This is a genomic window from Streptomyces sp. NPDC056373 (assembly GCF_042262425.1).
In the GTDB taxonomy this organism is placed as follows: Bacteria; Actinomycetota; Actinomycetes; order Streptomycetales; family Streptomycetaceae; genus Streptomyces.
This window is the reverse complement of record NZ_JBHJPX010000001.1, coordinates 473,130-499,283: the sequence shown is the minus strand read 5'-3', so window position 1 is coordinate 499,283 and position 26,154 is coordinate 473,130. Positions and strand designations below refer to the sequence as shown.

25 protein-coding genes are annotated in these 26,154 nt (G+C 73.2%); 19 read left to right on the top strand and 6 right to left on the bottom strand.

The window, feature by feature from the left end:
• Positions 1-175 precede the first annotated feature (175 nt).
• The 3 genes from ACFCXS_RS02270 (at position 176) to glmS (ending at position 4,149) form a co-directional block, all read left to right on the top strand.
• Positions 176-1,279: an ATP-binding cassette domain-containing protein gene (locus ACFCXS_RS02270; RefSeq protein ID WP_376641084.1), complete on the top strand. Its 1,104-nt coding sequence runs from the start codon at positions 176-178 to the stop codon at positions 1,277-1,279.
• Complete coding sequence (locus ACFCXS_RS02265) at positions 1,276-2,091, top strand: ABC transporter permease (protein ID WP_376641082.1); 816 nt, start codon at positions 1,276-1,278, stop codon at positions 2,089-2,091. The genes ACFCXS_RS02270 and ACFCXS_RS02265 overlap by 4 nt, the downstream gene beginning before the upstream one ends.
• 210 nt (positions 2,092-2,301) lie before the next feature.
• Positions 2,302-4,149: a glutamine--fructose-6-phosphate transaminase (isomerizing) gene (glmS, locus tag ACFCXS_RS02260; RefSeq protein ID WP_376641080.1), complete on the top strand. Its 1,848-nt coding sequence runs from the start codon at positions 2,302-2,304 to the stop codon at positions 4,147-4,149.
• Positions 4,150-4,368: 219 nt separating this feature from the next.
• Here the strand turns inward: glmS and ACFCXS_RS02255 are convergent, their stop codons facing one another.
• Positions 4,369-4,767, bottom strand: coding sequence for a hypothetical protein (locus ACFCXS_RS02255; RefSeq protein WP_376641078.1), 399 nt, complete (start codon positions 4,765-4,767; stop codon positions 4,369-4,371).
• Between the two features lie 115 nt (positions 4,768-4,882).
• Between ACFCXS_RS02255 and ACFCXS_RS02250 the strand changes: the two genes are divergently transcribed.
• Positions 4,883-5,254, top strand: coding sequence for a holo-ACP synthase (locus tag ACFCXS_RS02250; protein WP_376641076.1), 372 nt, complete (start codon positions 4,883-4,885; stop codon positions 5,252-5,254).
• On the opposite strand, the gene ACFCXS_RS02245 is transcribed toward ACFCXS_RS02250, so the two are convergent.
• Both ACFCXS_RS02245 and ACFCXS_RS02240 read right to left on the bottom strand, forming a co-directional pair.
• On the bottom strand, positions 5,238-5,942 hold the full coding sequence (locus ACFCXS_RS02245) for an alpha/beta fold hydrolase (protein ID WP_376641074.1): 705 nt from the start codon (positions 5,940-5,942) through the stop codon (positions 5,238-5,240). The genes ACFCXS_RS02250 and ACFCXS_RS02245 overlap by 17 nt on opposite strands.
• Before the next feature lie 105 nt (positions 5,943-6,047).
• Positions 6,048-7,205: a hypothetical protein gene (locus tag ACFCXS_RS02240; RefSeq protein WP_376641072.1), complete on the bottom strand. Its 1,158-nt coding sequence runs from the start codon at positions 7,203-7,205 to the stop codon at positions 6,048-6,050.
• A 184-nt stretch (positions 7,206-7,389) separates the two neighbouring features.
• Here ACFCXS_RS02240 and ACFCXS_RS02235 point away from each other — a divergent pair, with 184 nt between their 5' ends.
• The 5 genes from ACFCXS_RS02235 (at position 7,390) to ACFCXS_RS02215 (ending at position 12,689) form a co-directional block, all read left to right on the top strand.
• Positions 7,390-8,820, top strand: a complete 1,431-nt coding sequence (locus ACFCXS_RS02235; protein ID WP_376641070.1) for an NAD(P)H-hydrate dehydratase — start codon at positions 7,390-7,392, stop codon at positions 8,818-8,820.
• A 537-nt stretch (positions 8,821-9,357) separates the two neighbouring features.
• Complete coding sequence (alr, locus tag ACFCXS_RS02230) at positions 9,358-10,524, top strand: alanine racemase (protein ID WP_376641068.1); 1,167 nt, start codon at positions 9,358-9,360, stop codon at positions 10,522-10,524.
• A gap of 107 nt (positions 10,525-10,631) precedes the next feature.
• Positions 10,632-11,891 carry an alpha/beta fold hydrolase gene (locus ACFCXS_RS02225; RefSeq protein ID WP_376641066.1) on the top strand — a complete coding sequence of 420 codons (1,260 nt, stop codon included), beginning with the start codon at positions 10,632-10,634 and terminating at the stop codon, positions 11,889-11,891.
• The gene (tsaE, locus tag ACFCXS_RS02220) at positions 11,860-12,378 is read left to right on the top strand and encodes a tRNA (adenosine(37)-N6)-threonylcarbamoyltransferase complex ATPase subunit type 1 TsaE (protein WP_361950617.1); all 519 of its coding nucleotides are present in this window, start codon (positions 11,860-11,862) and stop codon (positions 12,376-12,378) included. Before ACFCXS_RS02225 ends, tsaE begins: the two co-directional genes overlap by 32 nt.
• A 143-nt stretch (positions 12,379-12,521) precedes the next feature.
• Entirely contained in the window at positions 12,522-12,689 is a 168-nt protein-coding gene (locus ACFCXS_RS02215) for a hypothetical protein (protein WP_376641064.1), read from the top strand.
• Between the two features lie 68 nt (positions 12,690-12,757).
• Here the strand turns inward: ACFCXS_RS02215 and ACFCXS_RS02210 are convergent, their stop codons facing one another.
• Positions 12,758-13,330 carry a hypothetical protein gene (locus ACFCXS_RS02210; RefSeq protein ID WP_376641062.1) on the bottom strand — a complete coding sequence of 191 codons (573 nt, stop codon included), beginning with the start codon at positions 13,328-13,330 and terminating at the stop codon, positions 12,758-12,760.
• 111 nt (positions 13,331-13,441) lie between these two features.
• Here ACFCXS_RS02210 and tsaB point away from each other — a divergent pair, with 111 nt between their 5' ends.
• Genes tsaB through ACFCXS_RS02190 form a run of 4 tightly spaced genes read left to right on the top strand, consistent with a single transcriptional unit; the run spans position 13,442 to position 15,933 of the window.
• A complete protein-coding gene (gene tsaB, locus ACFCXS_RS02205; RefSeq protein WP_376641061.1) occupies positions 13,442-14,095 on the top strand; it encodes a tRNA (adenosine(37)-N6)-threonylcarbamoyltransferase complex dimerization subunit type 1 TsaB in 654 nt (217 codons plus the stop codon).
• Positions 14,092-14,598 (top strand): ribosomal protein S18-alanine N-acetyltransferase, encoded by a 507-nt coding sequence (gene rimI / locus ACFCXS_RS02200; RefSeq protein ID WP_376641059.1) that lies wholly within the window; start codon positions 14,092-14,094, stop codon positions 14,596-14,598. Before tsaB ends, rimI begins: the two co-directional genes overlap by 4 nt.
• Complete coding sequence (tsaD, locus tag ACFCXS_RS02195; RefSeq protein WP_376641057.1) at positions 14,591-15,679, top strand: tRNA (adenosine(37)-N6)-threonylcarbamoyltransferase complex transferase subunit TsaD; 1,089 nt, start codon at positions 14,591-14,593, stop codon at positions 15,677-15,679. Before rimI ends, tsaD begins: the two co-directional genes overlap by 8 nt.
• A complete protein-coding gene (locus tag ACFCXS_RS02190) occupies positions 15,676-15,933 on the top strand; it encodes a hypothetical protein (protein ID WP_376641056.1) in 258 nt (85 codons plus the stop codon). Before tsaD ends, ACFCXS_RS02190 begins: the two co-directional genes overlap by 4 nt.
• Before the next feature lie 9 nt (positions 15,934-15,942).
• On the opposite strand, the gene ACFCXS_RS02185 is transcribed toward ACFCXS_RS02190, so the two are convergent.
• On the bottom strand, positions 15,943-18,264 hold the full coding sequence (locus ACFCXS_RS02185) for a glycoside hydrolase family 3 N-terminal domain-containing protein (protein WP_376641054.1): 2,322 nt from the start codon (positions 18,262-18,264) through the stop codon (positions 15,943-15,945).
• 137 nt (positions 18,265-18,401) lie between these two features.
• On the opposite strand from ACFCXS_RS02185, the gene ACFCXS_RS02180 reads away from it, so the two are divergent.
• From ACFCXS_RS02180 to ACFCXS_RS02165, 4 genes are all read left to right on the top strand, one after another.
• Positions 18,402-19,466, top strand: a complete 1,065-nt coding sequence (locus ACFCXS_RS02180) for a LacI family DNA-binding transcriptional regulator (RefSeq protein ID WP_376641052.1) — start codon at positions 18,402-18,404, stop codon at positions 19,464-19,466.
• 158 nt (positions 19,467-19,624) lie between these two features.
• Positions 19,625-20,668, top strand: coding sequence for an LCP family protein (locus tag ACFCXS_RS02175; protein WP_376641504.1), 1,044 nt, complete (start codon positions 19,625-19,627; stop codon positions 20,666-20,668).
• A 128-nt stretch (positions 20,669-20,796) separates the two neighbouring features.
• A complete protein-coding gene (locus ACFCXS_RS02170) occupies positions 20,797-21,153 on the top strand; it encodes a YciI family protein (protein ID WP_376641051.1) in 357 nt (118 codons plus the stop codon).
• Positions 21,154-21,583: 430 nt separating this feature from the next.
• A complete protein-coding gene (locus ACFCXS_RS02165; protein ID WP_376641503.1) occupies positions 21,584-22,807 on the top strand; it encodes an RNA polymerase sigma factor in 1,224 nt (407 codons plus the stop codon).
• 186 nt (positions 22,808-22,993) lie between these two features.
• Here the strand turns inward: ACFCXS_RS02165 and ACFCXS_RS02160 are convergent, their stop codons facing one another.
• A complete protein-coding gene (locus ACFCXS_RS02160; protein ID WP_376641049.1) occupies positions 22,994-24,163 on the bottom strand; it encodes a methyltransferase domain-containing protein in 1,170 nt (389 codons plus the stop codon).
• Between the two features lie 301 nt (positions 24,164-24,464).
• On the opposite strand from ACFCXS_RS02160, the gene ACFCXS_RS02155 reads away from it, so the two are divergent.
• Positions 24,465-25,400 (top strand): polysaccharide deacetylase family protein, encoded by a 936-nt coding sequence (locus ACFCXS_RS02155; RefSeq protein WP_376641048.1) that lies wholly within the window; start codon positions 24,465-24,467, stop codon positions 25,398-25,400.
• Positions 25,367-26,146 (top strand): polysaccharide deacetylase family protein, encoded by a 780-nt coding sequence (locus ACFCXS_RS02150; protein WP_376641502.1) that lies wholly within the window; start codon positions 25,367-25,369, stop codon positions 26,144-26,146. Before ACFCXS_RS02155 ends, ACFCXS_RS02150 begins: the two co-directional genes overlap by 34 nt.
• The last annotated feature ends 8 nt before the right edge of the window (positions 26,147-26,154 follow it).

Below are 26,154 nucleotides of genomic sequence, written 5' to 3'. Positions count from 1 at the left end.
ATTGTTACGGGCTTACGAACGGATGGTGAGGTGGGATCCGTCACGCGACCCCTTCGCCCGTCTTCACCCTGCTTCGGGCTGAGAAAAGCTGATCCAGGAGGAATGTCAGTGGCGTGCGTCACAGTTGTGAAAAGGGTGGGCCCGGTCCGGGGCCCACGAACGCCTGGGGGTACCCATGACGTACGCGATAGAGGCGGAAGGCCTGGTCAAGCGGTTCAAGGAGACCGAGGCGCTGGCCGGCGTCGACCTGGCGGCCCGCAAGGGCACGGTGCTCGGGCTGCTGGGCCCCAACGGTGCGGGGAAGACGACCGCGGTGCGGATCTTCGCGACACTGCTGCGCCCGGACCGGGGGAGGGCCCGGGTGGCCGGTCACGACGTGGTCGGGGAGGCCGGGGTCGTACGCTCCCTCGTCGGGCTGACCGGACAGTACGCGGCGGTCGACGAGAACCTGACCGGAACGGAGAACCTGCTGCTCATCGGGCGGCTGCTGGGTCTGTCGAGGCGGGAGGCGAAGGCGCGGGCCGGTGAACTGCTGGAGCGGTTCCAGCTGACCCACGCGGCCGGGCGGGCCGCGAAGACCTTCTCGGGCGGCATGCGCAGACGCCTGGATCTCGCCGCCAGCCTCGTGGGACGGCCCAGCATCCTCTTCCTCGACGAGCCGACCACCGGCCTGGATCCGCACAGCCGCGGTGAGCTGTGGGACCTGCTGCGCGGCCTGGTCGCGGACGGTGCGACCGCGCTGCTGACCACGCAGTACCTGAACGAGGCCGATGTCCTCGCGGACGACATCGTGGTGATCGACAAGGGCCGTGTGATCGCCGAGGGCACGCCTGACCAGTTGAAGGCGCAGGTCGGCGGCCAGGTGCTGGAGCTCAGGCCGATCGTCGGGCGGGACCTGGCACGGGCGCACGCGCTGGTGGCCGGGGCCGCCGGGCCGGCGGCCCGGATCGAGGGGGAGACGGTCACCGCTCCGGTGAAGGACCCCGAACTGATGCCGGCCGTGGTGCGTGCGCTGGACCGGGAGGGCATCGCGGTCGGAGAGCTGGCCCTGCGCCGCTCCTCGCTCGACGAGGTCTTCCTCTCCCTGACCGGCCACCACGCCGAGCCGGGCGGGGCCGAGGGGAACGGTGGCGCGGCCGCCCACGACGGTGACGGCACCGATCGTGACGGCGCCGAGCGTGGCCACACCGGCCGTGACGACGCAGGCCGTGACGGCACTGATCGTGACGGCACCGTCCGGGACGACGACGGGCGCGAGAAGGCGGTGAGCCGGTCATGACCGCCACCGCCACCACCCTCACCGCACCGGTCACCGCGTCGGGCCGGGTGCCGCCCCTCGCCGGGCTGCGGCAGACCTTCACGATGGCCTGGCGGAGCCTGGTCGCCGTCAAGCACAACCCGCTCGAACTGGTCGACTACAGCATCACGCCGATCATGTTCGTCTTCCTGTTCACCTACGTGCTGGGCGGACAGATGGCCGGCTCGCCCGAGGCATACCTGAAGTACGCGCTGCCCGGGATCATCGTGCAGAACACCCTGTTCATGACGATGTACACGGCGATGGCGCTCAACACCGACCTCACCAAGGGCGTCTTCGACCGGCTGCGCAGCCTGCCCATCGCCCGCTCCGCCCCGCTCGTCGGCCGGATCACCGCCGACCTCGCGAAGCACCTGTGGGCGCTGCTGCTGATGATCGGCCTCGGCCTGGCCCTCGGCTTCCGCATCACCGGCGGGTTCGGCGGATTCCTCCTCGGCACCCTGCTGGTGGTCGTGTTCGCGGCGGCCGTGTCCTGGGGCGCGGTGCTGATCGGGATGCTGGCCGGCGACGCCGAGAAGGTCCAGGCGTTCGCCTTCACGCTCATCTTCCCGATCACCTTCACCAGCAGCGCGTTCGTCGTCGTCGACACCATGCCCGGCTGGCTCCAGGCGTGGAGCGACGTCAATCCGGTGACCCACCTGTCGGACGCGTTCCGGGGGCTGCTGCTGGGCGGGGCGGTGGCGGAGCCGGTGCTGTGGTCGCTGGTGTGGGCGGCGGGCATCGCGCTGGTGTTCTATCCGCTGGCCATGCGGGCCTACCGGGCGAAGGTCTGAGGCGCTCGGGCGCCCCCGCGCATGCTGGTCGCGCTGCCGGGCGACCCCGGTGAATGAGGTGGATCCGCCGAAGCGGACCACCGGCCGCGTCTTCGCGCTGCACCGCGGAGCACAAAGTCGCCGTTGCGGGGTCGCGAACGGCGGGATCATTTCCGATTCCGGGCACGCTGAAGGGGTTTTCGGAGAGCATCGGCCCGTAGGCTGCGCGTCATGTGTGGAATCGTGGGTTACGTGGGGCCGCAGTCCGCGCTCGAGGTCGTGATGGCCGGGCTGAAGCGGCTGGAGTACCGGGGGTACGACTCGGCGGGCGTCGCCGTCCTGGCCGACGGGGGGCTCGCGACGGCGAAGAAGGCCGGCAAGCTGCTCAACCTGGAGAAGGAACTGGACGGCAGACCGCTGCCGACCGGCGCGACGGGCATCGGGCACACCCGCTGGGCCACGCACGGCGGGCCGACGGACACCAACGCCCACCCGCACATCGACAACGCGGGCCGGGTCGCCGTGGTGCACAACGGCATCATCGAGAACTTCGCCCCGCTGCGCGCCGAGCTCGCGGAGCGCGGTCACGACCTGACCTCCGAGACGGACACCGAGGTCGTCGCCCATCTGCTCGCCGAGGAGTTCTCCTCCTGCGCGGATCTCGCCGAGGCGATGCGGCTGGTGTGCCGGCGGCTGGAGGGCGCGTTCACGCTGGTCGCCGTGCACGCCGACGAGCCGGACGTGGTCGTGGGCGCGCGGCGCAACTCGCCGCTGGTGGTCGGTGTCGGGGAGGGCGAGGCCTTCCTCGCGTCCGACGTCGCCGCGTTCATCGCCCACACGCGCTCGGCGATCGAGCTCGGCCAGGACCAGGTGGTGGAGCTGCGCCGGGACGGCGTGACGGTGACGGGCTTCGACGGCCGCCCGGCCGACGTGCGGTCGTACCACGTCGACTGGGACGCCTCGGCCGCCGAGAAGGGCGGCTACGACTACTTCATGCTCAAGGAGATCGCCGAGCAGCCCAAGGCGGTCGCCGACACGCTGCTGGGCCGCATCGACGGTTCCGGATCGCTGACGCTGGACGAGGTGCGGATCCCGCAGGGGGTGCTGCGGGAGGTCGGCAAGGTCGTCATCGTCGCCTGTGGCACGGCCTTCCACGCAGGGATGATCGCCAAGTACGCCATCGAGCACTGGACGCGGCTGCCCTGCGAGGTGGAGCTGGCGAGCGAGTTCCGCTACCGGGACCCGATCCTCGACGCGCAGACGCTGGTGATCGCCATCTCCCAGTCGGGCGAGACCATGGACACGCTGATGGCGCTGCGGCACGCCCGTGAGCAGGGGGCCAGGGTGCTGGCGATCTGCAACACCAACGGTTCGACGATCCCGCGCGAGTCGGACGCGGTGCTGTACACGCACGCCGGGCCGGAGGTGGCCGTCGCCTCGACCAAGGCGTTCCTGACGCAGCTCGTGGCGTGCTACCTGGTCGCCCTGTACCTGGGCCAGGTGCGCGGCACGAAGTGGGGCGACGAGATCCGGGCGGTGATCCGCGACCTGTCCTCGATCGCCGGTGCGGTGGATCAGGTGCTGGGCACGATGGAGCCGGTGCGGGAGCTGGCACGCACGCTGGCCACCAAGAAGACGGTGCTGTTCCTCGGGCGGCACGTGGGCTATCCGGTGGCGCTCGAAGGCGCGCTGAAGCTCAAGGAACTCGCCTACATGCACGCGGAGGGGTTCGCGGCCGGGGAGCTGAAGCACGGGCCGATCGCCCTGATCGAGGAGGACCTGCCGGTGGTCGTGGTGGTGCCCTCGCCGCGCGGCCGGTCGGTGCTGCACGACAAGATCGTGTCCAACATCCAGGAGATCCGGGCGCGCGGCGCGCGGACGATCGTGATCGCGGAGGAGGGCGACGAGGCGGTCGTGCCGTACGCGGACCACCTGGTCCGGATTCCCGCCACGCCGACCCTGCTGCAGCCGCTCGTCGCGACCGTGCCGCTGCAGGTGTTCGCCTGTGAGCTGGCGACGGCCCGCGGCAACGAGGTCGACCAGCCCCGGAACCTGGCGAAGTCGGTCACGGTGGAGTAGCGGGAAGCCGGAACGAGCGCCGAGGGGCGAAGGGCCGGATGCCCTTCGCCCCTCGGATCGGCCCGTCAGGTGCTCGGCCCGGGTGGGCAGCCGGTCGGGCCGTCAGGTGCTCGGCCGGACAGGCAGCGGGCCGGGCCGTCAGGTGTTCAGACGGACAGGCAGCGGGCCGGGCCGTCAGGTGCTCGGCCCGGGTGGGCAGCGGGCCGGGCCGTCAGGTGCTCAGATGGGCAGGCAGGTCGCCGGGACCCAGCCTTCCACGCTGGTGCTGTTGGGGCCGCCGAAGTACCACTTGTTGCTCGTCTTGCCGCAGGCCGTGTAGCTGCCGCCGGTGACGGGCTTGCTGCCGCCGAAGCAGATGCCGCCGTTCTGGCCCTTGTTCCAGGTGCCGAGAGCGGTCGAGCTCGTCTTGGGCTGGCTGCGGAGGTTGACGGTCGCCTTGGGCTTCACGTTGGTCAGCGCGCTGCTGCAGTCCGGCGTCGCCGCGGCGGCGGTGCCGGCGGTGGCGACGGTGCCGGTGAGGGCGGTGCCTATCAGGGCCACGGTGGTCAGTGCGGTGCCCAGCGACTTGAACTTCATCGAGTCGATGTCCTCCCGTTCGGTGCGATGCCGTTTGCTCATCGCGATCAGCGCGAACTCTACAACGGGAAAGGGAAGTTGAAGATCCAGGGGGGCGCGGGCGGTGCCTCGGGGGCCTTTCCCGCAGTATCCGGCCCGTCACCGTAGGGTGCTGCCCATGAGCATCATCGGGGTCGGTATCGACGTTGCCGAGATCGACCGGTTCGCGGCTTCACTGGAGCGTACGCCCGCGCTGGCCGGACGGCTTTTCGTGGAGCGGGAGTTGCTGCTGCCCAGCGGGGAGCGGCGGGGGGCCGCGTCGCTCGCCGCGCGGTTCGCGGCCAAGGAGGCGTTGGCCAAGGCGCTCGGTGCTCCGCCCGGGCTGCTGTGGACCGACGCAGAGGTGTGTGTCGAGAACACCGGGCGGCCCTGGCTGCGGGTGACCGGGACGGTGGCCGCCCGGGCCGCCGAGCTCGGCGTGCGGAGCTGGCACGTGTCGCTGAGTCACGATGCGGGCGTCGCCTCCGCGGTGGTCATCGCCGAGGGGTGAGTGCACCTCGGCGTGCGGAGCCGGGCGGCAGTGCGCCGAGGACGGCCGCGAGGCCGTGCGGGTCGCGGCGGGCGATGTTGTGGCCGACGGGAATCTCGTGCACCCGCCAGGCCGAGTCGTCGCGCAGTCGTTCGGTCAGGTCCACGAACGGGCTGCCCGTCCACGCCCCGCCGCTGATGAACGTCCGGCCGAGCGCACGGCCGCGTTTGTCTCCCAGTCTGATCGACTGGACGAAGCTCGCCATCGGGTGCGGTCGTGCGCGCGGGTCGAGCCCCTCGGGCACCGCGACCCATCGGCCGTCGGCGCGGGCGCCGTCGATGAACAACTCCCGGAAGCGGTCGCTGGTCAGGGACCAGCACGAATCCCCGTCGGCCGGGACGTAGGCGTCGATGAAGACGAGCTGGTCGAGGCGGTCGCCGAGCCGATCCGCGACTCCGGCGATCACCATCCCGCCGTAGCTGTGCCCGCACAGCGCGACGGGTGCTTCGTCGCCGCGGTCGATGATGCCGGCCACCTGGTCGATGTGGGTGTCGAGGTTGGGCGGGCGGTCCACGTCGACCGGACCGTCCGGCTCCAGCCCCGACAGGGTCACCGCCTCGACCCGGTGGCCGTTTCGGTGCAACTCGGCGGCCACCGAATCGAACGCCCAGCCACCCTGCCAACCGCCGGGCACCATCACGAATTTCACCGCGTCATGGTAGGTGAGGCGGCACCCGCGGCCCCTGCCGGCGATGACCTGTCGGCACAGGCTCGGGCCGGTGATGGTGACCCGTTGTCCGGCAGGAGGGTCCGGTCAGCAGATCGACTGGCTGCTGTTCACCCGGGTGATGTTGCGGAACGTCGTGTTCTCGCCGCACGGGCTCTCCCTGACGGCCGAGTCGGTGACCGTCAGGTTCTGGATGGTGATGTCCCTGTTGTTGGGGAACTCCGAGCGGGCGGCCAGGCGCAGTTCGCCGCCGCCCGTGATCGTGCCGCTTTGCGCCGCGAGGCTGACGTTGTAGCAGTTCTCGATCAGGACCGAGTTGTTGCCGGTCTGCGAGAGCGTCACCTTGTCGATGACGGCCCCGCCGCTTTCCGAGACGCAGAACACGCCGCGTCCACCGCCGCGCGCGACGACCTCGCCGACGCGGATGTTGGTGGGGTAGCCGCTGCCGATCCGGCCGTTGCGGTTGGCCATGCGGAAGGCAGCGTAGCCGGTGCCCGTGCCCGCGTTCTCGGCGTCCACCTTGGTGACACTGGCGTTGACGGTCTGGTTGAGCAGCAGGCCCGACTCGCCGACGTTGCGGGCCGTCACCGTGCCGATGGTGAGGCCGTCGACGCCGTAGGTCTCGACCGCGTGGCTGGACGCGCCGGAGACGTGGACGTTGTCGATGCGGACGTTGCGCGTCCACTGGCTGGTGTCGCCGCGGTTGTCGATGCGGACGCCCAGGCCGCGGGTCAGGCGCATGTCGATCTGGCCGAGCACCACGTTCTGGACGTTGCGCAGGAAGATGCCGTACAGCGGGGTGCCGGTGAGCTTGAGATTCTGGACCTCGACGTCACGGGTGCCGCGCGAGTAGACCGGCGCCTGGTCGCCCGAGCCGCTGCCGGTGACGTCGATCGTGCCGCAGACGTCGAGGACGGTGTAGCTCGGCAGGGAGATGCGGGAGCCCGCCGAGACCGAGCCCGAGCCGCGGACCACGACGCGTTCCTTCGACGTGCGCCCGGAGGTGAGGCTGTTGACCGCGGCTTGGACGGCCGCGCGCATGTCGGTGCCGGTGTAGACCGTGCTGCCGCCGCGCCGGGCGGTCCAGTTGCTGCCGCTCTTTACGGCCTCGGCCTGGTAGGCACCGTCTCCGCAGGCCAGTGCGCGCTGGGGGGCGGCCGTGGCGGGCTCGGTCAGGGTGCCGGCGGCGGTGAGGAGGGCGGTGGCGGCGACGGCGGCGAGTAATGCGGCGGCTCTGCGTCCCATGGGGGCCTCGGATTCTTCGGATGTGGGGGAGTGCGCAGGTTCTGCAAGCGCTTTCTGCGCGGCCGGGAGTCTGGCAAAGGGGCGGCAAAGCGTCAATGGCCGCGGCACGGATCGCAGAGGGCGGGGATGCGGGAGGTGCGTGTGAGGGGGAGTGGCCCGGCGGTCCTGCGGGAAACTCGACCGCATGCGTACTGCCTACAGCGTGGAGACGGTCCGGAACGCCGAACGGGAGCTGATGGCGCGGCTGCCGGAGGGGGCGCTGATGCAACGCGCCGCCGCGGGGCTCGCCGCGGCCTGCGCCGACCTGCTGGGGCGGGTGTACGGGAGCAGGGTCGTGCTGCTGGTCGGCAGCGGCGACAACGGGGGTGACGCCCTGTACGCCGGTGCCCGGCTGGCGCGTCGTGGGGCCGGGGTCACCGCGGTGCTGCTCGCGCCGGAGCGGGCGCACGCGGCGGGGCTCGCGGCGTTGCGGCGGGCCGGGGGGCGGGTCGCGGGGGCCGGTCGGGGTGAGGCGCTCGTCGAGGGCGCGGACCTCGTCCTCGACGGGATCGTCGGGATCGGGGGGAAGGGGGGGCTGCGGCCGGACGCGGTGCCGTTGGCCGTCGCCGCCGGACGGTCGCGGGGGGCCGTGGTCGCCGTCGACCTGCCCAGCGGTGTCGACGCCGACACCGGGGAGGTGCACGGGGAGGCCGTGCGGGCCGATCTGACCGTGACGTTCGGGACGCACAAGCCCGGGCTCCTGATCGATCCGGCCCGGGAGTACACGGGGTCGGTGCGGCTGGTCGACATCGGGCTGGAGCTGCCGGCCGAGCCGGAGCTGGAGGCGTTGCAGCACGACGACGTGGCCCGGCTGCTGCCTCTGCCGCGGGCGGAGAGCGACAAGTACCGACGGGGCGTGGTCGGCATCGCCGCCGGGTCGGCGCGGTACCCCGGGGCCGCCGTACTCGCCGTCTCCGGGGCGCTGCGGGGCGGGGCCGGGGCCGTGCGGTACGTCGGACCGGCCGGGGACGCGGTCATCGCGCGGTTTCCCGAGACGCTCGTGTCGGACCAGGGGCCCGAGCGTGCCGGGCGGGTACAGGCGTGGGTCGTCGGACCGGGGGCCGGGGACGACGCCGCCACGGTGGCGGAGGTGCTGGCGGCGGACGTGCCGGTGCTGATCGACGCGGACGGGCTGCGACTGGCGGATGCCGGGGTCGTGCGGGGGCGGCGGGCGCCGACGCTGATGACACCGCACGCGGGGGAGGCGGCGGCTCTGCTGGGGGTGGACCGGGCGGACGTCGAGGGCGGCCGGCTGGCGGCGGTCCGGGAGCTGGCCCGGCGCTACGGGGCGACCGTGCTGCTGAAGGGATCCACGACGCTGGTGGCCGACCCGGGAGGCAGGACGGTGCGGGTGAACCCGACGGGGACGGGGTGGCTGGCCACGGCCGGGAGCGGCGACGTGCTGTCGGGCCTCGGCGGATCGCTGCTGGCGGCCGGGCTGTCCGCGCTGGACGCGGGAAGCACCGGGGCGTACCTGCACGGGCTGGCCGGCCGGCTGGCGGCGGACGGGGCGCCGGTGGGGGCGCATGACGTGGCAGAGGCGGTGCCGGTGGCTTGGCGGAATGTGCTGGGGTGACGGCCTGGGCTGTCTGCGCGGGGTGGGCGCGCGTCTGGCGGTGGGTGGGGTTTGCGGTGGCTCGGGCGTCTGAGGGTGGGTGGGGGTGTGTGTCGTGGCCCGGGTGTCTGAGGGCGGGTGGGGTGTGTGGCGTGGCCGGGGCGGTGCCGGTGGCTTGGCGGAATGTGCTGGGGTGATGGCCTGGGCTGTCTGCGCGGGGTGGGCGGGCGTCTGGCGGTGGGTGGGGTGTGGTGTGGTGGCCCGGGCGTCTGAAGGCGGGTGTGGCGTGGCCCGGGCGTCTGAGGGCGGGTGGGGTGTGGCCGGGGCGGTGCCGGTGGCTGGGTGAATGTGCTGGGGTGACGGCCCGGGTGCGGGGGAAACCACTCCGATGGCGGCACGGGAACCGCGGGCCGGCGCCGGTCGAGCCGCCCGGGGCGTCGTCCCGGTACGGATCGCCGCACACCGCCGTCGGCTCGATGCCGTGTCGGCCTGCCCCTGGGCGACGCACAGGGGCATGTAGCCGACCCGCCGTCGGGGCCCTCTGAGACACTGGGCGCGATGAGCGAGAGAACAGCCCCGACCGCGCCCCTGCGGGCCCGCGCCGAGATCGACCTGGCGGCCCTGCGGGCCAATGTGCGGGCCCTGCGCGCCCACGCGCCGGGTGCGGCCCTGATGGCCGTGGTGAAGTCCGAGGCGTACGGACACGGGGCTGTGCCGTGTGCCCGCGCGGCGCTCGCCGCCGGGGCGAGCTGGCTGGGCACGGCCACGCCGGAGGAGGCCCTCGCCCTCCGGGCCGCCGGGCTGCCGGGCCGCATCATGTGCTGGCTGTGGACGCCCGGAGGGCCGTGGCGCGAGGCGATCGACGCCGAGCTGGACGTGTCGGTCAGCGGCATGTGGGCCCTGGAGGAGGTCGTCGAGGCGGCCGGGGGAGCCGGCCGGCCGGCCAGGGTGCAGCTGAAGGCCGACACGGGGCTCGGCCGCAACGGGTGCCAGCCCGGGGACGACTGGGCCGCGCTCGTCGACGCGGCGCTGCGGGCCGAGGCCGAGGGGCTGCTGCGCGTCACCGGGCTGTGGTCGCACTTCGCCTGCGCCGACGAGCCCGGGCACCCCTCCATCGCCGCCCAGCTCGAGGTGTTCCGCGACATGGTCGCGTACGCCGAGGGGCGGGGCGTGCGCCCCGAGGTCCGGCACATCGCCAACTCCCCGGCCACGCTCACGCTCCCCGAGAGCCACTTCGACCTGGTCCGCACCGGCATCGCCACCTACGGCATCTCGCCCAGCCCCGAGCTCGGCACCCCGGCCGACTTCGGGCTGCGGCCGGTGATGACGCTGTCCGCCTCGCTGGCCCTGGTCAAACACGTACCGGGCGGGCACGGCGTCAGTTACGGCCACCGGTACGTGACACCCGGCCCGACGACTCTCGGCCTGGTTCCCCTGGGATACGCGGACGGCATCCCCAGGCACGCCTCCTCGGCCGGGCCGGTGCTGGTCGAGGGCAAGTGGCGCACGATCGCCGGGCGGGTCGCCATGGACCAGTTCGTGCTGGATCTGGGCGGTGACGAACCCGCGGCCGGTGCCCGGGCTGTCCTCTTCGGGCCCGGCGACCGTGGTGAGCCCACCGCGGAGGACTGGGCCCAGGCGGCCGGAACCATCGCCTACGAGATCGTGACCCGGATCGGAACGCGTGTTCCTCGCGTCTATGTGAATGAGGAACAGGACGGGTAACTCGCACAGAGAACCGGTCACGCGAGAAACGACAGTCACAAGGGCAACATCAGCATCACCCGACCCGGCGAGTCACCCGATCGGACCCCGGCGAAGAGGAGCGGTACGTGAGCGAGAGCAGTGCGGAGGTCGTCGCGGACGTCGCCTCCGCGGCCGTCGCGGCCTCCGCCGCGGGGGCGGCGGGAGGCTGGCGCCGGGCGACCGGTATCGCCGGTGTGGCGATAGGCGTGGTGGCCGCGGGCGCGGCCGCCGGTGTCGCCCTGGAGCGGATGACGGTCGGCCGCGGCATGCGCCAGAAGGCCCGGCTCGCCCTGGACTCGGCGGGGCCGTACGGCTCGCTGCGGGGCATGCCCGGCAAGGCGTTCGCCGACGACGGCACGGAGCTGTACTACGAGGTCGACGACCTCGACGAGGAGGCCGCCCCGGCCGCCATCGGCCCGCGCCGCCGCCGGCTGTTCGGCCGCAAGTCACCCGCTCCCGTCACCGTCGTCTTCAGCCACGGCTACTGCCTCAACCAGGATTCCTGGCACTTCCAGCGGGCTGCCCTGCGGGGCGTCGTACGGACCGTGCACTGGGACCAGCGCAGCCACGGCCGGTCCGGGCGGGGCGTGGCCCAGACGCGCGACGACGAGCCGGTCACCATCGAGCAGCTGGGCCGTGACCTGAAAGCCGTCATCGACGCGGCGGCGCCCGAGGGGCCGCTGGTGCTCGTCGGGCACTCCATGGGCGGCATGACCGTGATGGCGCTGGCCGACCGGTACCCGGAGCTGATCCGCGAGCGGGTCGTCGGGGTCGCCTTCGTGGGTACGTCCTCGGGGCGGCTCGGCGAGGTCAACTACGGCCTGCCCGTCGCCGGGGTCAACGCGGTGCGGCGGGTGCTGCCCGGGGTGCTGAAGGCGCTGGGGCAGCGGGCCGAGCTGGTGGAGAAGGGGCGCCGGGCGACCGCGGACCTGTTCGCCGGGATCATCAAGCGGTACTCGTTCGCGTCCCGGGACGTCGACCCGGCCGTCGCCCGGTTCGCCGAGCGGATGATCGAGAGCACGCCGATCGACGTGGTCGCCGAGTACTACCCGGCGTTCAACGACCACGACAAGACCGAGGCGCTCACCCACTTCGCCGACCAGCCGGTCCTCGTCCTGGCCGGGACGCAGGACCTGGTCACGCCGAGTGAGCACAGCGAGGCCATCGCCGATCTGCTCCCCGACGCCGAGCTGGTGCTGGTGCCGGACGCGGGGCACCTGGTGATGCTGGAACACCCGGAGGTGGTCACCGACCGCCTCGCCGACCTGCTCACCCGCACGGGTGCCGTGCCCGCAGGGGCTACCGTGAAGGGCTATGGAAGCACCAGCACCGCACAGCCCGGCTGAGCCCGGTTCCGTCCAGATCGTCGTCACGTCCCCCGAGCAGATGCGGGAGCTGGGCCGCCGGCTCGCGAAACTGCTCCGCGCGGGTGACCTGGTGATGCTCAGCGGGGAGCTCGGCGCGGGCAAGACGACGCTGACCCGTGGGCTGGGCGAGGGGCTCGGCGTGCGCGGGGCCGTCACCTCGCCGACGTTCGTGATCGCCCGGGTGCACCCCTCGCTGGGCGAGGGACCGCCCCTGGTCCACGTCGACGCCTACCGGCTCTCCGGCGGGCTCGACGAGATGGAGGACCTCGACCTCGACGTCTCGCTGCCCGATTCCGTGGTCGTCGTGGAATGGGGCGAGGGCAAGGTCGAGGAGCTGACCGAGGACCGGCTCCAGGTCGTGATCCACCGGGCGGTCGGCGACACGACCGACGAGGTCCGGCAGATGACGGTCACCGGTGTGGGGGAACGCTGGGCCACGGCGGACCTGAGCGTGCTCGCCGCCTGAGTCCCGGTGTGCGGGCATTTGATGGACGTTCCGACAAGACGTCGGCAAGATGTTGCATCCGGCGTCTTGTGCGTGGTCACATGGTATCCAGTCAGTGGTTAGGTGTACCTAACCACGTTGCCCCGGCCCTTCGGGAGGCGTCCATGTCGGCTACAGAGAGCAAGGGGCAACCGCAGTGGTTCGCGGCCTCCGGGGTGTCCATGCGCGACCTGCTGGCGGCCGGCGAGGCGGCGGCGCTGCTCTCGACCCCACCGCGCGCACCCGACCCGGATCTCTCCCATCGCACCCCTGAGCGGCGCGAGGCGGCCTAGGCAGCGTCCGCGGCGCTCCGCCCGCCCGGCGTGACGGAGGGCTCTTCGGCCCGTCCCGCACCGAGGGCCTAGCGGACCACCACGACCGTGCGGCCGATCGTCGCGAACGTCCACATCGCGTCGCCGTCCAGGCGGGACTCGCGGATACCGCCCGTGCGGACGTTCGGGGCCGGAGTGACGGCGGGGGCCGGGGTGCCCGACTCGTCCACGGCCGCGCTGAAGCCGATCACCACGCCGTCCACGCCGGCGAAGCGCACCACGTGCTCGACCTGGATGCCGTCGGAGCCGGTCGCCGAGTTGGAGCGGGACGTCACCGCATAGGTGCCGGGGGCCGGGTCCACCGCGCTCGGGTCGACCTCGAACGTACGGCTGATCGCCTCGTCCCCGGCGACCAGCCACACCCGGTCGCCGCGCAGCGAATAGACGACCCGGGCGCCCTTGCCGGAATCGCCGGGCAGTGCCCTGGGATCCCTCTTGACCTGGGGCGCCTTCGACGTACCGGCCGCAGGGGTGACACCCGCCTTCGCCACCCTGCCCAGACCGGCCGGGACGGTCTCGGCGGCCTGGTGGGCTAGGTAGCCGACCGCCGTGAGGGCCGCGGCGGTGAGCCCGGCGACGATTCCCGAGCTGCTGGCTGACACCGGAGTCCACCTCACGTCGTATCGCTGTCGTGACGGTAGGTGACGGTAGCAGCAGGTGACGACCCGACAGGCGCGGCCGTGCCGGGCCCCGGGGAGCCGTAGGCTGTTTGCGTGCTCTTGCTCGCTCTGGATACCGCCACGCCCGCTGTCACCGTCGCGCTGCACGACGGACGCGATGTCATCGCCTCGTCGAGTCAGGTGGACGCGCGGCGGCACGGGGAACTGCTGCTGCCGGCGATCGACCGGGTGTTCGCCGAGGCCGGTCTGCGGCTCGACGCCGTCACCGGCATCGTCGCCGGGACCGGTCCGGGACCGTACACCGGGCTGCGCGTCGGCCTGATGACCGCCGACACCTTCGGGCTCGCGCTCGGCGTCCCGGTGCACGGTGTGTGCACGCTGGACGGCCTCGCCTACGCCGCCGACCTGCAGGGCCCGTTCGTCGTCGCCACCGACGCCCGCCGCAAGGAGGTGTACTGGGCCCGCTACACCGACTCCCGCACCCGGGTGACCGACCCGGCCGTGGACCGGCCCGCCGACATCGCCGAGCAGGTCGCGGGGCTGCCCGCGGTCGGCGCGGGCGCGCTGCTGTACCCGGACACCTTCCCCAAGGCGCACGAACCGGAGCACGTCTCCGCCGCCGCCCTCGCCCGGCTGGCCGCCGAGAAGCTGGCGGCCGGCGAGGAACTCCCCGCGCCCCGGCCGCTGTACCTGCGCCGCCCCGACGCCCAGGTCCCCAAGAACTACAAGGTGGTCACCCCCAAGTGACCGAACCCGTGACGTGCACGCTGCGCGAGATGCGCTGGTGGGACATCGACCCCGTGCTGGAGCTGGAACGCAACCTGTTCCCCGAGGACGCCTGGTCCCGGGGCATGTTCTGGTCCGAGCTCGCCCACGCGCGCGGGCCCGAGGCCAACCGGCGGTACGTGGTCGCCGAGTCCGGCTCCGGTATCGCCGGGTACGCCGGCCTCGTCGCCACCGGCGAGCAGGCCGACGTCCAGACCATCGCCGTGGCCCGCGACCTGTGGGGCACCGGCCTCGGCGGACGGCTGCTGGCCGAACTGCTGCGGGCGGCCACCACCTTCGAGTGCGCCGAGGTGATGCTGGAGTGCCGGGTCGACAACGTCCGCGCACAGAAGCTCTACGAGCGCTTCGGCTTCGAGCCCATCGGTTTCCGGCGCGGCTACTACCAGCCGGGGAACGTGGACGCCCTGGTGATGCGCCTGACCTCCCCCGAGAACTCCGTACAAGGAACCGAGATCAATGGCTGACGAACCCCTCGTACTGGGAATCGAGACGTCCTGCGACGAGACCGGCGTCGGCATCGTCCGGGGCACCACCCTGCTGGCCGACGCCGTCGCCTCCAGCGTCGACGAGCACGCCCGCTTCGGCGGTGTCGTCCCGGAGGTGGCGAGCCGCGCCCACCTGGAGGCGATGGTCCCCACCATCGACCGCGCCCTGAAGGAGGCGGGTGTCACCGCCCGCGACCTCGACGGCGTCGCCGTCACCGCAGGTCCCGGTCTCGCCGGTGCGCTCCTGGTCGGCGTCTCCGCGGCGAAGGCCTACGCCTACGCGCTCGGCAAGCCCCTCTACGGCGTGAACCACCTCGCCTCGCACATCTGCGTGGACCAGCTGGAGCACGGCGCGCTGCCCGAGCCGACCATGGCCCTGCTGGTCTCCGGCGGCCACTCCTCGCTGCTGCTGTCCTCGGACATCACCTCCGACGTCCGCCCGATGGGCGCCACCATCGACGACGCGGCGGGCGAGGCCTTCGACAAGATCGCCCGCGTGCTGAACCTGGGCTTCCCGGGCGGCCCGGTCATCGACCGGTACGCGAAGGAGGGCGACCCGACCGCCATCGCCTTCCCCCGCGGCCTGACCGGCCCGCGCGACGCGGCCTACGACTTCTCCTTCTCGGGGCTGAAGACCGCCGTGGCGCGCTGGATCGAGGCCAAGCGGGCGGCGGGGGAGGAGGTGCCGGTGCGGGACGTGGCGGCGTCCTTCCAGGAGGCGGTCGTCGACGTGCTGACCCGCAAGGCCGTCCGGGCCTGCAAGGACGAGGGCGTCGACCACCTGATGATCGGCGGCGGCGTGGCCGCCAACTCCCGGCTGCGGGTCCTCGCCCAGGAACGCTGCGAGGCCGCCGGGATCCGGCTGCGCGTGCCCCGTCCCAAGCTGTGCACGGACAACGGCGCGATGGTCGCCGCCCTCGGCGCGGAGATGGTCGCCCGGGGCCGGGCGGCGTCGAGCTGGGACCTGTCGGCCGACTCCTCGCTGCCGGTGACGGAGCCTCACGTCCCGGGCGGCCACGACCATGTCCACGAGGTCAGCAAGGAGAACCTGTACTCGTGACGGTCGCGTTGATGTGGGAGGCCCGGGCGTCCGAAGGGCGGGGCGAGGACCTGCTGGCCTGGGCGCGCGCCCAGGAGCTCCCCCGTGAGCCCCTGCGCCGGGAGACCTTCCGGGCCCCCCAGGACCGGGTCCTCGTCCTGACCTGGTGGGACGCGCCCTACGACGCCGAGCTGCCCGAACTGCCCGAGCCGGACGGTGAGCTGACCACCCGGGCGGTGCATCGCTGGCGGTTCGAGTCGGTGGCGGTCGGCTGACCGGGCCGGTCAGCCGAGGACCGGGGACACCTCCGTCTCGCACCGCAGCCGCCGCTCGGTGCCGAGCGCCCGCACCGGGCCCGTGAGGGTGAGGTGCGCGGTGTGCCGTACGTCCGCGCTGGAGGCGGCCAGCCGCAGTTCCAGAGCGCCCGGTTCGACCACCCGCCGGCCCGAGCGGTCGGTGAACGCCGACAGGTCCGCGTGGAAACGGAACGTGACCCGGGCCGCCTCGCCCGGGGCCAGTTCCACCCGCCGGTAGCCGATCAGCCGGACGTCGGGGCGGGTCACCGAGGCCACCGGGTCGTGCAGGTACAGCTGCACGACCTCGGCACCCTCGCGCCCGCCGGTGTTCCGGACGGTCACCCACACGTCGTGGGAGCCGTCCGTGCCGACCTCGGCCGGTGCCGTCGCCGAGCAGTCCTCCCAGGCGAACGCCGTGTACGAGCGGCCGTGGCCGAAGGCGTACAGCGGGGTCGGGTCGAGGTTGCTGACCTCGCCCGCCAGGCCCAGCGGCGGCTGGAGATAGGTCCAGGGCTGCCCTCCCGGGACCCGCGGGACGCTGACGGGCAGGCGGCCCGAGGGGTTCACCCGGCCCGACAGGACGCCCGCGACCGCCGGGCCGCCCTCCTCCCCCGGGAAGAACGCCTGGACGACCGCGCCGAGGCGGCCGTGCCAGCGGCCCAGGGCGTAGGGGCGGCCGGTCAGCAGCACCAGCACCACGGGCACGCCGGTGGCGACCAGCGCGTCCAGCAGTTCGCCCTGGGCGCCCGGCAGGCCGAGGTCCGTGGCGTCGCAGCCCTCGCCCGAGGTGCCGCGGCCGAACAGGCCGGCCCGGTCGCCGAGGACCGCCACGCACACGTCCGCCTCGGCGGTGCGGGCGACGGCCTCCTCGAAGCCCCCGGTGTCCGGGTCCGTCACGTCGCAGCCCTGCGCGAACGTCACCTTGGCGTCGGGGAGTTCGGAGCGCAGGGCGTCCAGGGCGGTCGGGATCTCGATGCCGATCGGCACGTCGGGGTGGTGGGGCAGGACGTGGGACGGGAACGAGTAGCAGCCCAGCATGGCCAGGGCGTCGGCCGCCCGGGGGCCGACCACCGCGATACGGGTGTCGGGGGCCAGCGGGAGCAGGCCGTCGGGATTGTCGAGCAGGACCACCGACTCCTCGGCCAGGCGGCGGGCGAGGATGCGGTTGCCCGTCGAGTCGAGGTTGATCGCCGTGGTGGGCTCCGGGGCCCAGTCCTCGTCCAGCAGGCCCAGTTCGCACTTCTGGAGCAGGACGCGACGGGCCGCCCGGTCCACGAGTTCCTCGGGGACCGCGCCCGAGCGGACCGCCTCCAGCAGCGGCCGGCCGTAGCACTTCACGGTCGGCAGTTCGACGTCGATGCCGGCGGTGAGGGCCGTGTGGGCCGCCCCGGCCGGGGTCGCGGCGACGCGGTGCAGGGTCTGGAGGAAGCCGATGCCGAAGTAGTCGGCGACGACCGTGCCGGTGAAGCCCCACTCCTCGCGCAGGAGACGGGTCAGCAGCCCGGGGTCCGCGGAGGCCGGGACCCCGTCGGTCTCGGTGTAGGCGGCCATCACCGAGCGGGCGCCGCCCTCGCGCAGGGCCATCTCGAAGGGCGGCAGGGTGACGTCGGCGAACTCGCGGACGCCGGCCCGTACCGGGGCGAGATTGCGGGCACCGGCCGAGGAGGCGTACCCGGCGAAGTGCTTGAGCGTGGCGACGACACCGGCCGACTCCAGGCCCCGCACGTAGGCCGCCCCGACCGTGCCCACCAGGTACGGGTCCTCGCCGATCGTCTCCTCCACACGGCCCCAGCGCGGATCGCGCACGACGTCCAGCACGGGCGCCAGGCCCTGGTGGACGCCGGCCGAGCGCAGGTCGTCGCCGATGCGCCGGGCCATCTCCTCGACCAGCGGCGGATCCCAGGTCGCGCCCCAGGCCAGCGGGACCGGGTAGGCCGTGGCCTGCCAGGCGGTGAAGCCGGCCAGGCACTCCTCGTGCGCGATCGCCGGGATACCGAAGCGCCCGGCCCCGGCGATCCGGCGCTGTGCGCGGGCCAGGGCCTGCGCGCCCAGCGCCGGGCCGACGGGGGCGGTGCCGAACGAGCGGGTGAGCTGGCCCAGGCCGTGGGTGATCAGCTCGGCCCATTCCTCGTCGGAGGAAGCGACGGTCATGTCGTGCTGATGCGGAGCGACCCCGTCGCCGTCCGTCGCGGCGCCCACCCACACGCCGTACAGCTGGGCGGTCTTCTCCTCCAGGGTCATCCGGGAGAGCAGGTCGTCGACGCGGGCGGCGGCGGGCAGCGCGGAATCACGCCAGGGCGCGGTGGTCATGAAGCTCCTGTCGGGGGGACGGACGGCCCTCTCACGAACGTTTCTACGAATGTTTCGTTATGAACTTCGAATGTTCCGGGAACCTATGGCGGTGCGAGGACTTCGTCAAGGGGGCCCGCAGGGTTACGATCGCCGCCATGACATCCCCGGAGCCCGTTGAAAGCCGGACGCAGAACCGGACGCAGGGGCGTACCGCGCAGACCGCGACGCTCGCCGAGATCGCCCGTGAGGCCGGTGTGTCGGCACCGACTGTTTCGAAGGTCCTGAACGGCCGGGCCGACGTGGCCCCGGCCACTCGGGCCCGCGTCGAGGACCTGCTGCGCGTCCACGGCTACCGGCGACGCCGTGCCGAGGCGACCCGGTCGCCCCTGATCGACCTGGTCTTCCACGAGCTGGAGAGCGCCTGGGCCATGGAGGTCATCCGGGGTGTGGAGAACGTGGCCCGGGACGCCGGCCTCAGCGTGGTGCTGTCCGAGAGCGCGGGGCGGCTCACCCCGGGGCGGACCTGGGCCGACCAGGTCGCCGCGCGCCGGCCGCACGGCGTGATCCTGGTCCTGTCCGGGCTCGACGAGTCGCAGCGGGCGCTGCTGACCAGCCGGTCCATCCCGTTCGTGGTGATGGACCCGGCCGGCGACCCCGGCGCCGACGTGCCGTCCATCGGCGCGACCAACTGGCAGGGCGGTCTCGCGGCCACCCGGCATCTGGTCGAGCTGGGGCACCGCAGGATCGGCGCGATCAGCGGACCCTCGCAGATGATGTGCAGCCGGGCCCGGATCGACGGCTACCGGGCCGCGCTGGAGACGGCCGGACTGCCGGTCGATCCTGCCCTGATCGCGACCGGCGACTTCCATCACGAGGCCGGCTACCGGCTGGGCCTGGAGCTGCTGCGCCGCCCGGACCGGCCGACCGCGGTCTTCGCCGGGAACGACCTGCAGGCGCTCGGGCTGTACGAGGCCGCGCGTGAGCTGGGGCTGCGCATCCCCGAGGACCTGAGTGTCGTCGGGTTCGACGACCTGCCCGTGGCGCCCTGGGTCGGGCCGCCGCTGACGACCGTGCGGCAGCCCCTGACCGAGATGGCCGAGGCGGCGGCGAAGCTGCTCCTCGATCTCGGGCGGGACGAGGAGGCGCCGGCGGCGACCCGCGTGGAGCTGGCGACGAGCCTGGTGGTGCGCAGCAGTACGGCGGGTCCGGCGCAGCCTTAGGGGCGGAAAGGGGGGACGTGTTTCGGACACTTCGCATCCGAGCCGAAGTCAGTCGGCTGCGCTGTCGAAACTTTCGACGGGTTCGCGTCCCGAATCTGAGAATTTCCGAAGAAAGGCTGCCCTGAGCTCCCTGCCCGTAACAATTCGGACTTACGTTCCTGCTCGTGACGGGACATCACGGGGACCAGGACACAGAAGCCGGCCGGCGGTCGAGAGCGTTGAGGATCGCCGCCCTCACCCTGGCGGGGACGCTGGTGCTGGGTGCCGGAGCGGCCGGCTGGGCCTACTGGCATCTCAGCGACAACATCACCGGCGTCGACATCGACAGTGCGCTGGGCGACAACCGGCCGCCGAAGCCGGTGACCACACCCTCGCCCTCGGCCCCGGCCGTACCGAGCGGGGCCCTCAACATCCTGGTCCTGGGCTCGGACTCGCGCAGCGGCAAGGAGAACCGCAGGCTCGGCGGCGGTGACAGCTCGGGCGCCCGTTCCGACACGGCGATGGTCGTCCATCTGGACGCCGGGCGGGCCGGCGCGACGGTGGTGAGCATCCCGCGCGACACGCTGGTCACCCGCCCGTCCTGCCCGCGCCCCTCCGGGGGCTCGACGCAGGTCGCCCACCGGTCCATGTTCAACAGCGCGTACGAAGTGGGCGGCCCGGTCTGCGCGGTGAAGACGGTCGAGGCGATGACGCACGTCCGCATGGACCACTACCTCGAAATCGACTTCTCCGGCTTCGCCCGGCTGGTCGACGCGCTCGGCGGCGTCACCGTCACCACGGACGAGGACATCGCCGACGAGGACAGCCACCTGCGGCTGAAGGCGGGCACCCATCACCTGGACGGCGTCCAGGCCCTCGCGCTCGCGCGCACCCGGCACGGCATAGGCGACGGCAGCGACCTGGGCCGCATCGGCCTTCAGCAGAAGCTGGTGAAGGCCCTGCTGGAGCAGATCTCCTCCCAGGACCTGCTCACCGACCCGGCCAAGCTGTACCGCGTCGCCGACACGGTCACCGCCGGTCTCACCACCGACACCGGCCTGGACTCCCTCGCCGAACTGACCCGCCTCGGGCAGAGCCTGCGGGGCCTCTCGGCGAGCGGGGTACGGACGGTGATGATGCCCGTGGTGCAGGCGCCGTCGGATCCCAACCGGGTGGTGGCCGAGGAACCCGAGGCCGGGAAGCTGTGGGAGTCGCTGCGCTGACCTGGGAAAAGGCGTCCCGGAAAAGTTCTTCGAAGAAATCCGGCGACCGTGTCGATCCGGTGGGCCCCCGATCGACGCAGGGGTGAGAGCGGGGAAGGCCCCCGCCCCGCACACCCCGAGGAGTCACCATGCCGCGCTTTCTCACCCTGATCCGCATCGACGAGAAGAACGCCCCCGCCGAGGGGCCGAGCCCCGAGCTCATGGAACGCATGGGCACGCTGCTGGAGGAGATCACCAAGGCCGGGGTCATGCTCGACACGGCCGGACTCACGCCGACCTCGGACGGCAGCCGGGTGACCTGGGAGGGCGGGCAGCTCTCCGTCACCGACGGGCCGTTCACCGAGTCCAAGGAGGTCATCGGCGGCTACTCGATCAGCCAGTGCAGGGACAAGGCCGAGGCGATCGAGTGGACCAAGCGGTTCCTGTCCGTGCACGAGGACTACTGGACGATCACCGCCGAGGTCCGGCAGATCGCCGAGGACTGACCGACACCGAGGAGACCGGCAGCACGTTCGGGCGGTGTGCGGTGCGGCGGCGCGAGGGCCGTGCCGGGCCCCGCACGACCCGCGCGCCGGTTCCGCTTGGCCGGGCGGCACCACGGGTGTCTGATGGTGGACTGTGACCCCGCAGCCCACCCCGGCCCCGGAACCGGCCGAGGCTTCGCAGCCCGCCCGAGTTTCGGAACCGGCCGAGGCTTCGCAGCCCGCCCCGGCCTTGGAACCGACCGAGGCTTCGCAGCCCGCCCCGGCCCCGGAACCGGCCGAGGCTTCGCAGCCCGCCCCGGTTTCGGAGCCGACCCCTGCATCGGTTTCGAAGCGGTCTTCGGCCTCGGAGCCGGGCCCGCCATCGGAGCCGGCCCCGGCTCCGCAGTCGGCCCGGCCCCCCGGGCCGCGGCCCGACCGTGCCGCCGAGGCGATCGAGACCGTCTTCCGTATGGAGTCGCCCCGGATCATCGCCGGTGTCACCCGGGTCGTCCGGGACGTCGGCATCGCCGAGGAGCTCGCGCAGGACGCGCTGGTCGCGGCGTTGGAGCAGTGGCCGCGGGAAGGGGTGCCCGACAACCCGGGCGCCTGGCTCATGACCACCGCCCGCCGCCGTGCCGTCGACCTGGTCCGGCGCCGGGAGAACTACGCCCGGAAGCTGGCGGAGATCGGCCGCGACCTGTCGGCCGTGTCGCCCCCGGAGGAGCCCGCCGATCCCGACGACATCGACGACGACCTGCTGCGCCTGGTCTTCACCGCCTGCCACCCCGTCCTGTCCACCGAGGCCCGCACCGCCCTCACCCTGCGTCTGCTCGGCGGCCTGACCACGGCCGAGATCGCCCGCGCCTTCCTGGTCCCGGAGCCGACGATCGCGCAGCGCGTCGTCCGCGCCAAACGCACCCTCGCGACGCGGAACATCGCCTTCGAGGTGCCTCAGGGCGCCGACCGCGAGGCCCGCCTCGGCTCGGTCCTCGACGTCATCTACCTGATCTTCAACGAGGGGTACGCCGCCACGGCCGGCGACGACTGGCTCCGCCCGTCCCTGTGCGAGGACGCCCTGCGCCTGGCCCGGGTGCTCTCGGCCCTGATGCCGAAGGAGCCCGAAGTGCACGGCCTCACCGCGCTCCTGGAGCTCCAGGCCTCCCGTACGGCGGCCCGCACGGGCCCGTCCGGCGAGCCGGTCCTCCTGAAGGACCAGAACCGCTCCCGCTGGAACCGCATGCTCATCGCCCGCGGCATCGCCGCGCTGGGCCGGGCCGAGGCCACCTCCTCCGGCGCCCCGGGCCCGTACACCCTGCAGGCGGCCATCGCCGCCTGCCATGCGCACGCGTACACCTACGAGGAGACCGACTGGGCCCGTATCGCCACCCTCTACGGCCTCCTGGCCGCCCGCTCCCCGTCCCCGGTCGTGGAGCTGAACCGCGCGGTGGCCGTCTCGATGTCCGACGGCCCGGCCCCGGCCCTCGCCCTCGTCGACGCCCTGGCCGGCGCACCGGCCCTGCGGGGCTACCACCTGCTGCCCAGCGTCCGCGGCGACCTCCTCGCCCGCCTCGGCCGTACGCGCGAGGCCCGGGCGGAGTTCGAGCGGGCGGCGTCCCTGACCCGGAACGAACGGGAGCGGGAACTGCTGCTGAGGCGGGCGACGGAGCAGCAGTGAGGAGTGCCGTTCGGACGGGGTGCCGGTCGGGGTGCTGAGCAGGTCCGAGGGCTGCGCCGGGCGGGATGCCCGACGGGGTGCCGGGCAGGTCTGAGGGCTGCGCCGGGCGGTGCGCCCGATGAGCGACGGGCCCCTGACGGTCCCGGCCGCACCGGGTGCCCGAGCAGCGACGGGCACCCCTGACGGTCACGCCCGCACCGGGTGCCCGATCAGCATCGCCGGTGCCCCCGCGACCCTGGTCAGGAAGACCGTCGCCGCGTGCGGGCCCTGCGGCTTGACCTTCCTGCGGAGCTCCTCCGGCTCGACCGCCGAGCCCCGCTTCTTCACGGTCAGCGTGCCGACCTGCCGTTCCCGCAGGAGGGCCTTCAGCTTCTTGACGTTGAAGGGCAGGTGGTCGGTGATCTCGTAGGCCGTGGCGTACGGGGTCGGACGCAGGGCGTCGGCCGTGACGTACGCGATGGTCGCGTCGAGCAGGCCGCCGTTGACCTGGTCGGCCACCTCGGCGACCAGGTGGGCGCGGATGACGGCGCCGTCGGGCTCGTAGAGGTAGCGGCCGGGCGGGCGGACGTCCGGGTCGGGCAGGCCGCGGGAGAGCAGGGTGCGGGGGCCCGGCAGGAGGGTCGCCCGGACGGCCCCCGGCTCGGTGCCGAACCACAGCACGGCCTCCTTGACGTCCCCGCCGTCGGAGATCCACTCGGCCTCGGCGTCCTCGGGGACCGCCTCGTGCGGAATGCCGGGGGCGATCTTCAGCGCGGCGGCGCGAGGGGCCCGGCGGGCCGCGGTGACCGCCCAGGACAGGGGCGGCGAGTAGGCCTCGGGGTCGAAGATCCGGCCGCGTCCGCCGCGCCGGGCGGGGTCCACGAAGACGGCGTCGAAACCGGCCGTGTCCACCTCCGTCACGTCCGCCTCCCGCACCTCGACGAGCCCGGCCAGGCCCAGCGCGTCGGCGTTGGCCCGGGCCGCGGCGGCGGTCTGCGGGTCCCGGTCCACGGCCAGGACCCGGATTCCGGCGCGGGCCAGCGCGATCGCGTCACCGCCGATGCCGCAGCACAGGTCGGCGACCGAGGTGATGCCCGCCTCGGCCATGCGCCGGGCCCGGTAGGCCGCCACGCTCGCCCGGGTCGACTGCTCGACGCCGTTGGGCGTGAAGAACATCCGGCCCGCGTCCTCGGCCCCGAACTTCGCCACCGCCCGCTGCCGCAGCCGTGCCTGGCCGAGCGCCGCCGACACCAGCTCGGCGGGGTGCTCGCGGCGCAGCCGGGTCGCGACGGCCAGCTCCTGCGCCGGATCGGTGTCCCGCACCTCGTCGAGGAGGGCGCGGCCTTCGGGGGTGAGGAGGAGGGCGAGGTCGTTCACCGGATCATTGTCGGACACGCGCAGCGGGGGGCGGTGGCCGGTCCGGCGGCGACCGGCCCGGTGCGGGCGCTGCCAGTGGCCGGCCGCTCGTGGGTCCCGTCGGTGTGCGGGCCGGTCGCCGGTTGGTGAGCCGCCCGGCGGTGGTGCTCGTGGGCGCGCAGTCGGGTGGGCCGGTCGTCGGATCGCCGCCCGTGCCCTGTGCTCCCGGGTCCCGCCTCGTGTGGGCCAGTCGGTGGATGACGAGGCGCCGGCCGAGGTGTCGGACCGGGGGCGACGGCAGGGGCTGCGAGGATCCGGCACCATGCGAGCAGTCGTACAAAATGACAAAAGTCGGGCGTCGGGACGGGCGTCCGCCGGTGTACGGATCGTCCTCGCCGTGCTCGTCCTCGCCGCCATCGCCTCCGGCTGCGCGCAGGACGGCGGCGACCGTGTCACCCCGGCCGGCGGCCAGCAGCCCCTCGACGCGGCTCCGGCCCGCGCGCTCGACTCCTACGCCACCAAGCTGCGCGCCGCGCACGCCGCCCGGGCCGCCGCCGCGCACCGCTGGGGTCTGCGCAGGACCCCGTCGGCCGCCCCGCCCGCCCCCGCGAAGAAGCCCAGGATGAGGACCCGCAAGGGCTTCGAGGTGGACGGCCACCGGGAACTGGACCTCCCGCCCGTCTTCACCAGGGTCCCCACCCAGGACAAGGTCGTCTTCCTCACCATCGACGACGGCGCCGAGAAGGACCCGGCGTTCCTGCGGATGATGAGCGATCTGGACGTCCCGTACAGCGCCTTCCTCAGCGGCTACCTGGTCAGGAACGACACCCCCTACTTCCGGAAGATGCAGTCCGGGGGCGTGGTCCTGCACAACCACACCCTCAACCACCCCAACCTGCGGGGCATGTCCTACCGGAAGCAGAAGCGCGAGATCTGCGGCATGCAGCGCTACATGGAGAGGCGGTTCGGCAAACGCCCCACCCTCTTCCGCCCGCCCTACGGCAGCTACGACCGCGCGACCCTGAGGGCCGCCAAGAAATGCGGCATCGCCTACGTGCCCCTGTGGAACGAGGAGGTCTTCGCCGACCACTGGGAGTACCGCGACGGGGGCCGGAAGCTGCACCCGGGCGACATCGTCCTGACGCACTTCCGGGGTCGTGACCAGTGGAAGGGCACCATGGCCGACATGATCCGCCGCTTCCTGAACAAGGTCACGGCCCAGGGATACGCGGTCGGGCGGCTGGAGGACTACCTGTGAGGCGCCAGGCCGCCGTATTGCTGTGCGCGGCCCTGCTGGCCGGCTGCTCCGGGGCGGCGCCTCAGCGGCCGGGCACCGGCGACGACCGGGCCCGGGACCCGGCGCGCGGGGCGCCCGACACGCGCCGGCTGCCGCCCGTCGTGGACCACGTCGCCACCCGCGAACCCGTCGTCTTCCTCACCTACGACGACGGCGCCGAACGCGACCCCCGCTTCGTCGGCCTCGTCCGGCAACGGCGGCTCCCGGTCAGCATGTTCCTCACGGACAGCGTCGTGGGACCCGGCTACGGCCACCTGGCCCGGCTGCGGGCGGTCGGCGCGTCCATCCAGAACCACACCCTCGACCACGCCGCCCTGCGCGGCCTGCCCTACGCCGGCCAGCGCGCCGAGATCTGCGGCCAGCAGCACAAACTCCGCTCCCGCTTCGGCATCGACCCCCGCCTCTTCCGCCCGCCCTACGGCACGTACGACCGGGTGACCCTGCGCGCCGCCGCCGGCTGCGGCATCACCGCGGTCGTCCTGTGGCGCGCGACCCTGAACGCCGACGGCGAACTGGCCTACACGCGCGGCGAGCCCGGCCTGCGGCCCGGCGACATCGTCTCGGTGCTCTCGGACGGGGCGGGGCCCCCGACCCTGGCCGAACGGACGGTGCGACTGCTGCGCGAGATCCGGGCGAGGGGGCTGCGGGTGGGGCGGCTCGAGGACCACCTGGAGAGAACGACGGCCCGACGCGCCGTCGGCAATTAGCAGTCCGC

Excerpts from the sequence above, each read along its gene's own strand:
- ACFCXS_RS02255 (WP_376641078.1), bottom strand. The coding sequence starts at position 4,767 with ATGAGCAAACGGCATCGCACCGAACGGGAGGACATCGACTCGATGAAG.
- tsaE (WP_361950617.1), top strand. The coding sequence starts at position 11,860 with ATGGAAGCACCAGCACCGCACAGCCCGGCTGAGCCCGGTTCCGTCCAG.
- ACFCXS_RS02250 (WP_376641076.1), top strand. The coding sequence starts at position 4,883 with ATGAGCATCATCGGGGTCGGTATCGACGTTGCCGAGATCGACCGGTTC.
- ACFCXS_RS02265 (WP_376641082.1), top strand. The coding sequence starts at position 1,276 with ATGACCGCCACCGCCACCACCCTCACCGCACCGGTCACCGCGTCGGGC.
- ACFCXS_RS02240 (WP_376641072.1), bottom strand. The coding sequence starts at position 7,205 with ATGGGACGCAGAGCCGCCGCATTACTCGCCGCCGTCGCCGCCACCGCC.
- ACFCXS_RS02170 (WP_376641051.1), top strand. The coding sequence starts at position 20,797 with ATGCCGCGCTTTCTCACCCTGATCCGCATCGACGAGAAGAACGCCCCC.
- tsaD (WP_376641057.1), top strand. The coding sequence starts at position 14,591 with ATGGCTGACGAACCCCTCGTACTGGGAATCGAGACGTCCTGCGACGAG.
- ACFCXS_RS02185 (WP_376641054.1), bottom strand. The coding sequence starts at position 18,264 with ATGACCACCGCGCCCTGGCGTGATTCCGCGCTGCCCGCCGCCGCCCGC.
- glmS (WP_376641080.1), top strand. The coding sequence starts at position 2,302 with ATGTGTGGAATCGTGGGTTACGTGGGGCCGCAGTCCGCGCTCGAGGTC.
- ACFCXS_RS02270 (WP_376641084.1), top strand. The coding sequence starts at position 176 with ATGACGTACGCGATAGAGGCGGAAGGCCTGGTCAAGCGGTTCAAGGAG.
- ACFCXS_RS02180 (WP_376641052.1), top strand. The coding sequence starts at position 18,402 with ATGACATCCCCGGAGCCCGTTGAAAGCCGGACGCAGAACCGGACGCAG.
- alr (WP_376641068.1), top strand. The coding sequence starts at position 9,358 with ATGAGCGAGAGAACAGCCCCGACCGCGCCCCTGCGGGCCCGCGCCGAG.
- ACFCXS_RS02235 (WP_376641070.1), top strand. The coding sequence starts at position 7,390 with ATGCGTACTGCCTACAGCGTGGAGACGGTCCGGAACGCCGAACGGGAG.
- ACFCXS_RS02155 (WP_376641048.1), top strand. The coding sequence starts at position 24,465 with ATGCGAGCAGTCGTACAAAATGACAAAAGTCGGGCGTCGGGACGGGCG.
- ACFCXS_RS02215 (WP_376641064.1), top strand. The coding sequence starts at position 12,522 with ATGTCGGCTACAGAGAGCAAGGGGCAACCGCAGTGGTTCGCGGCCTCC.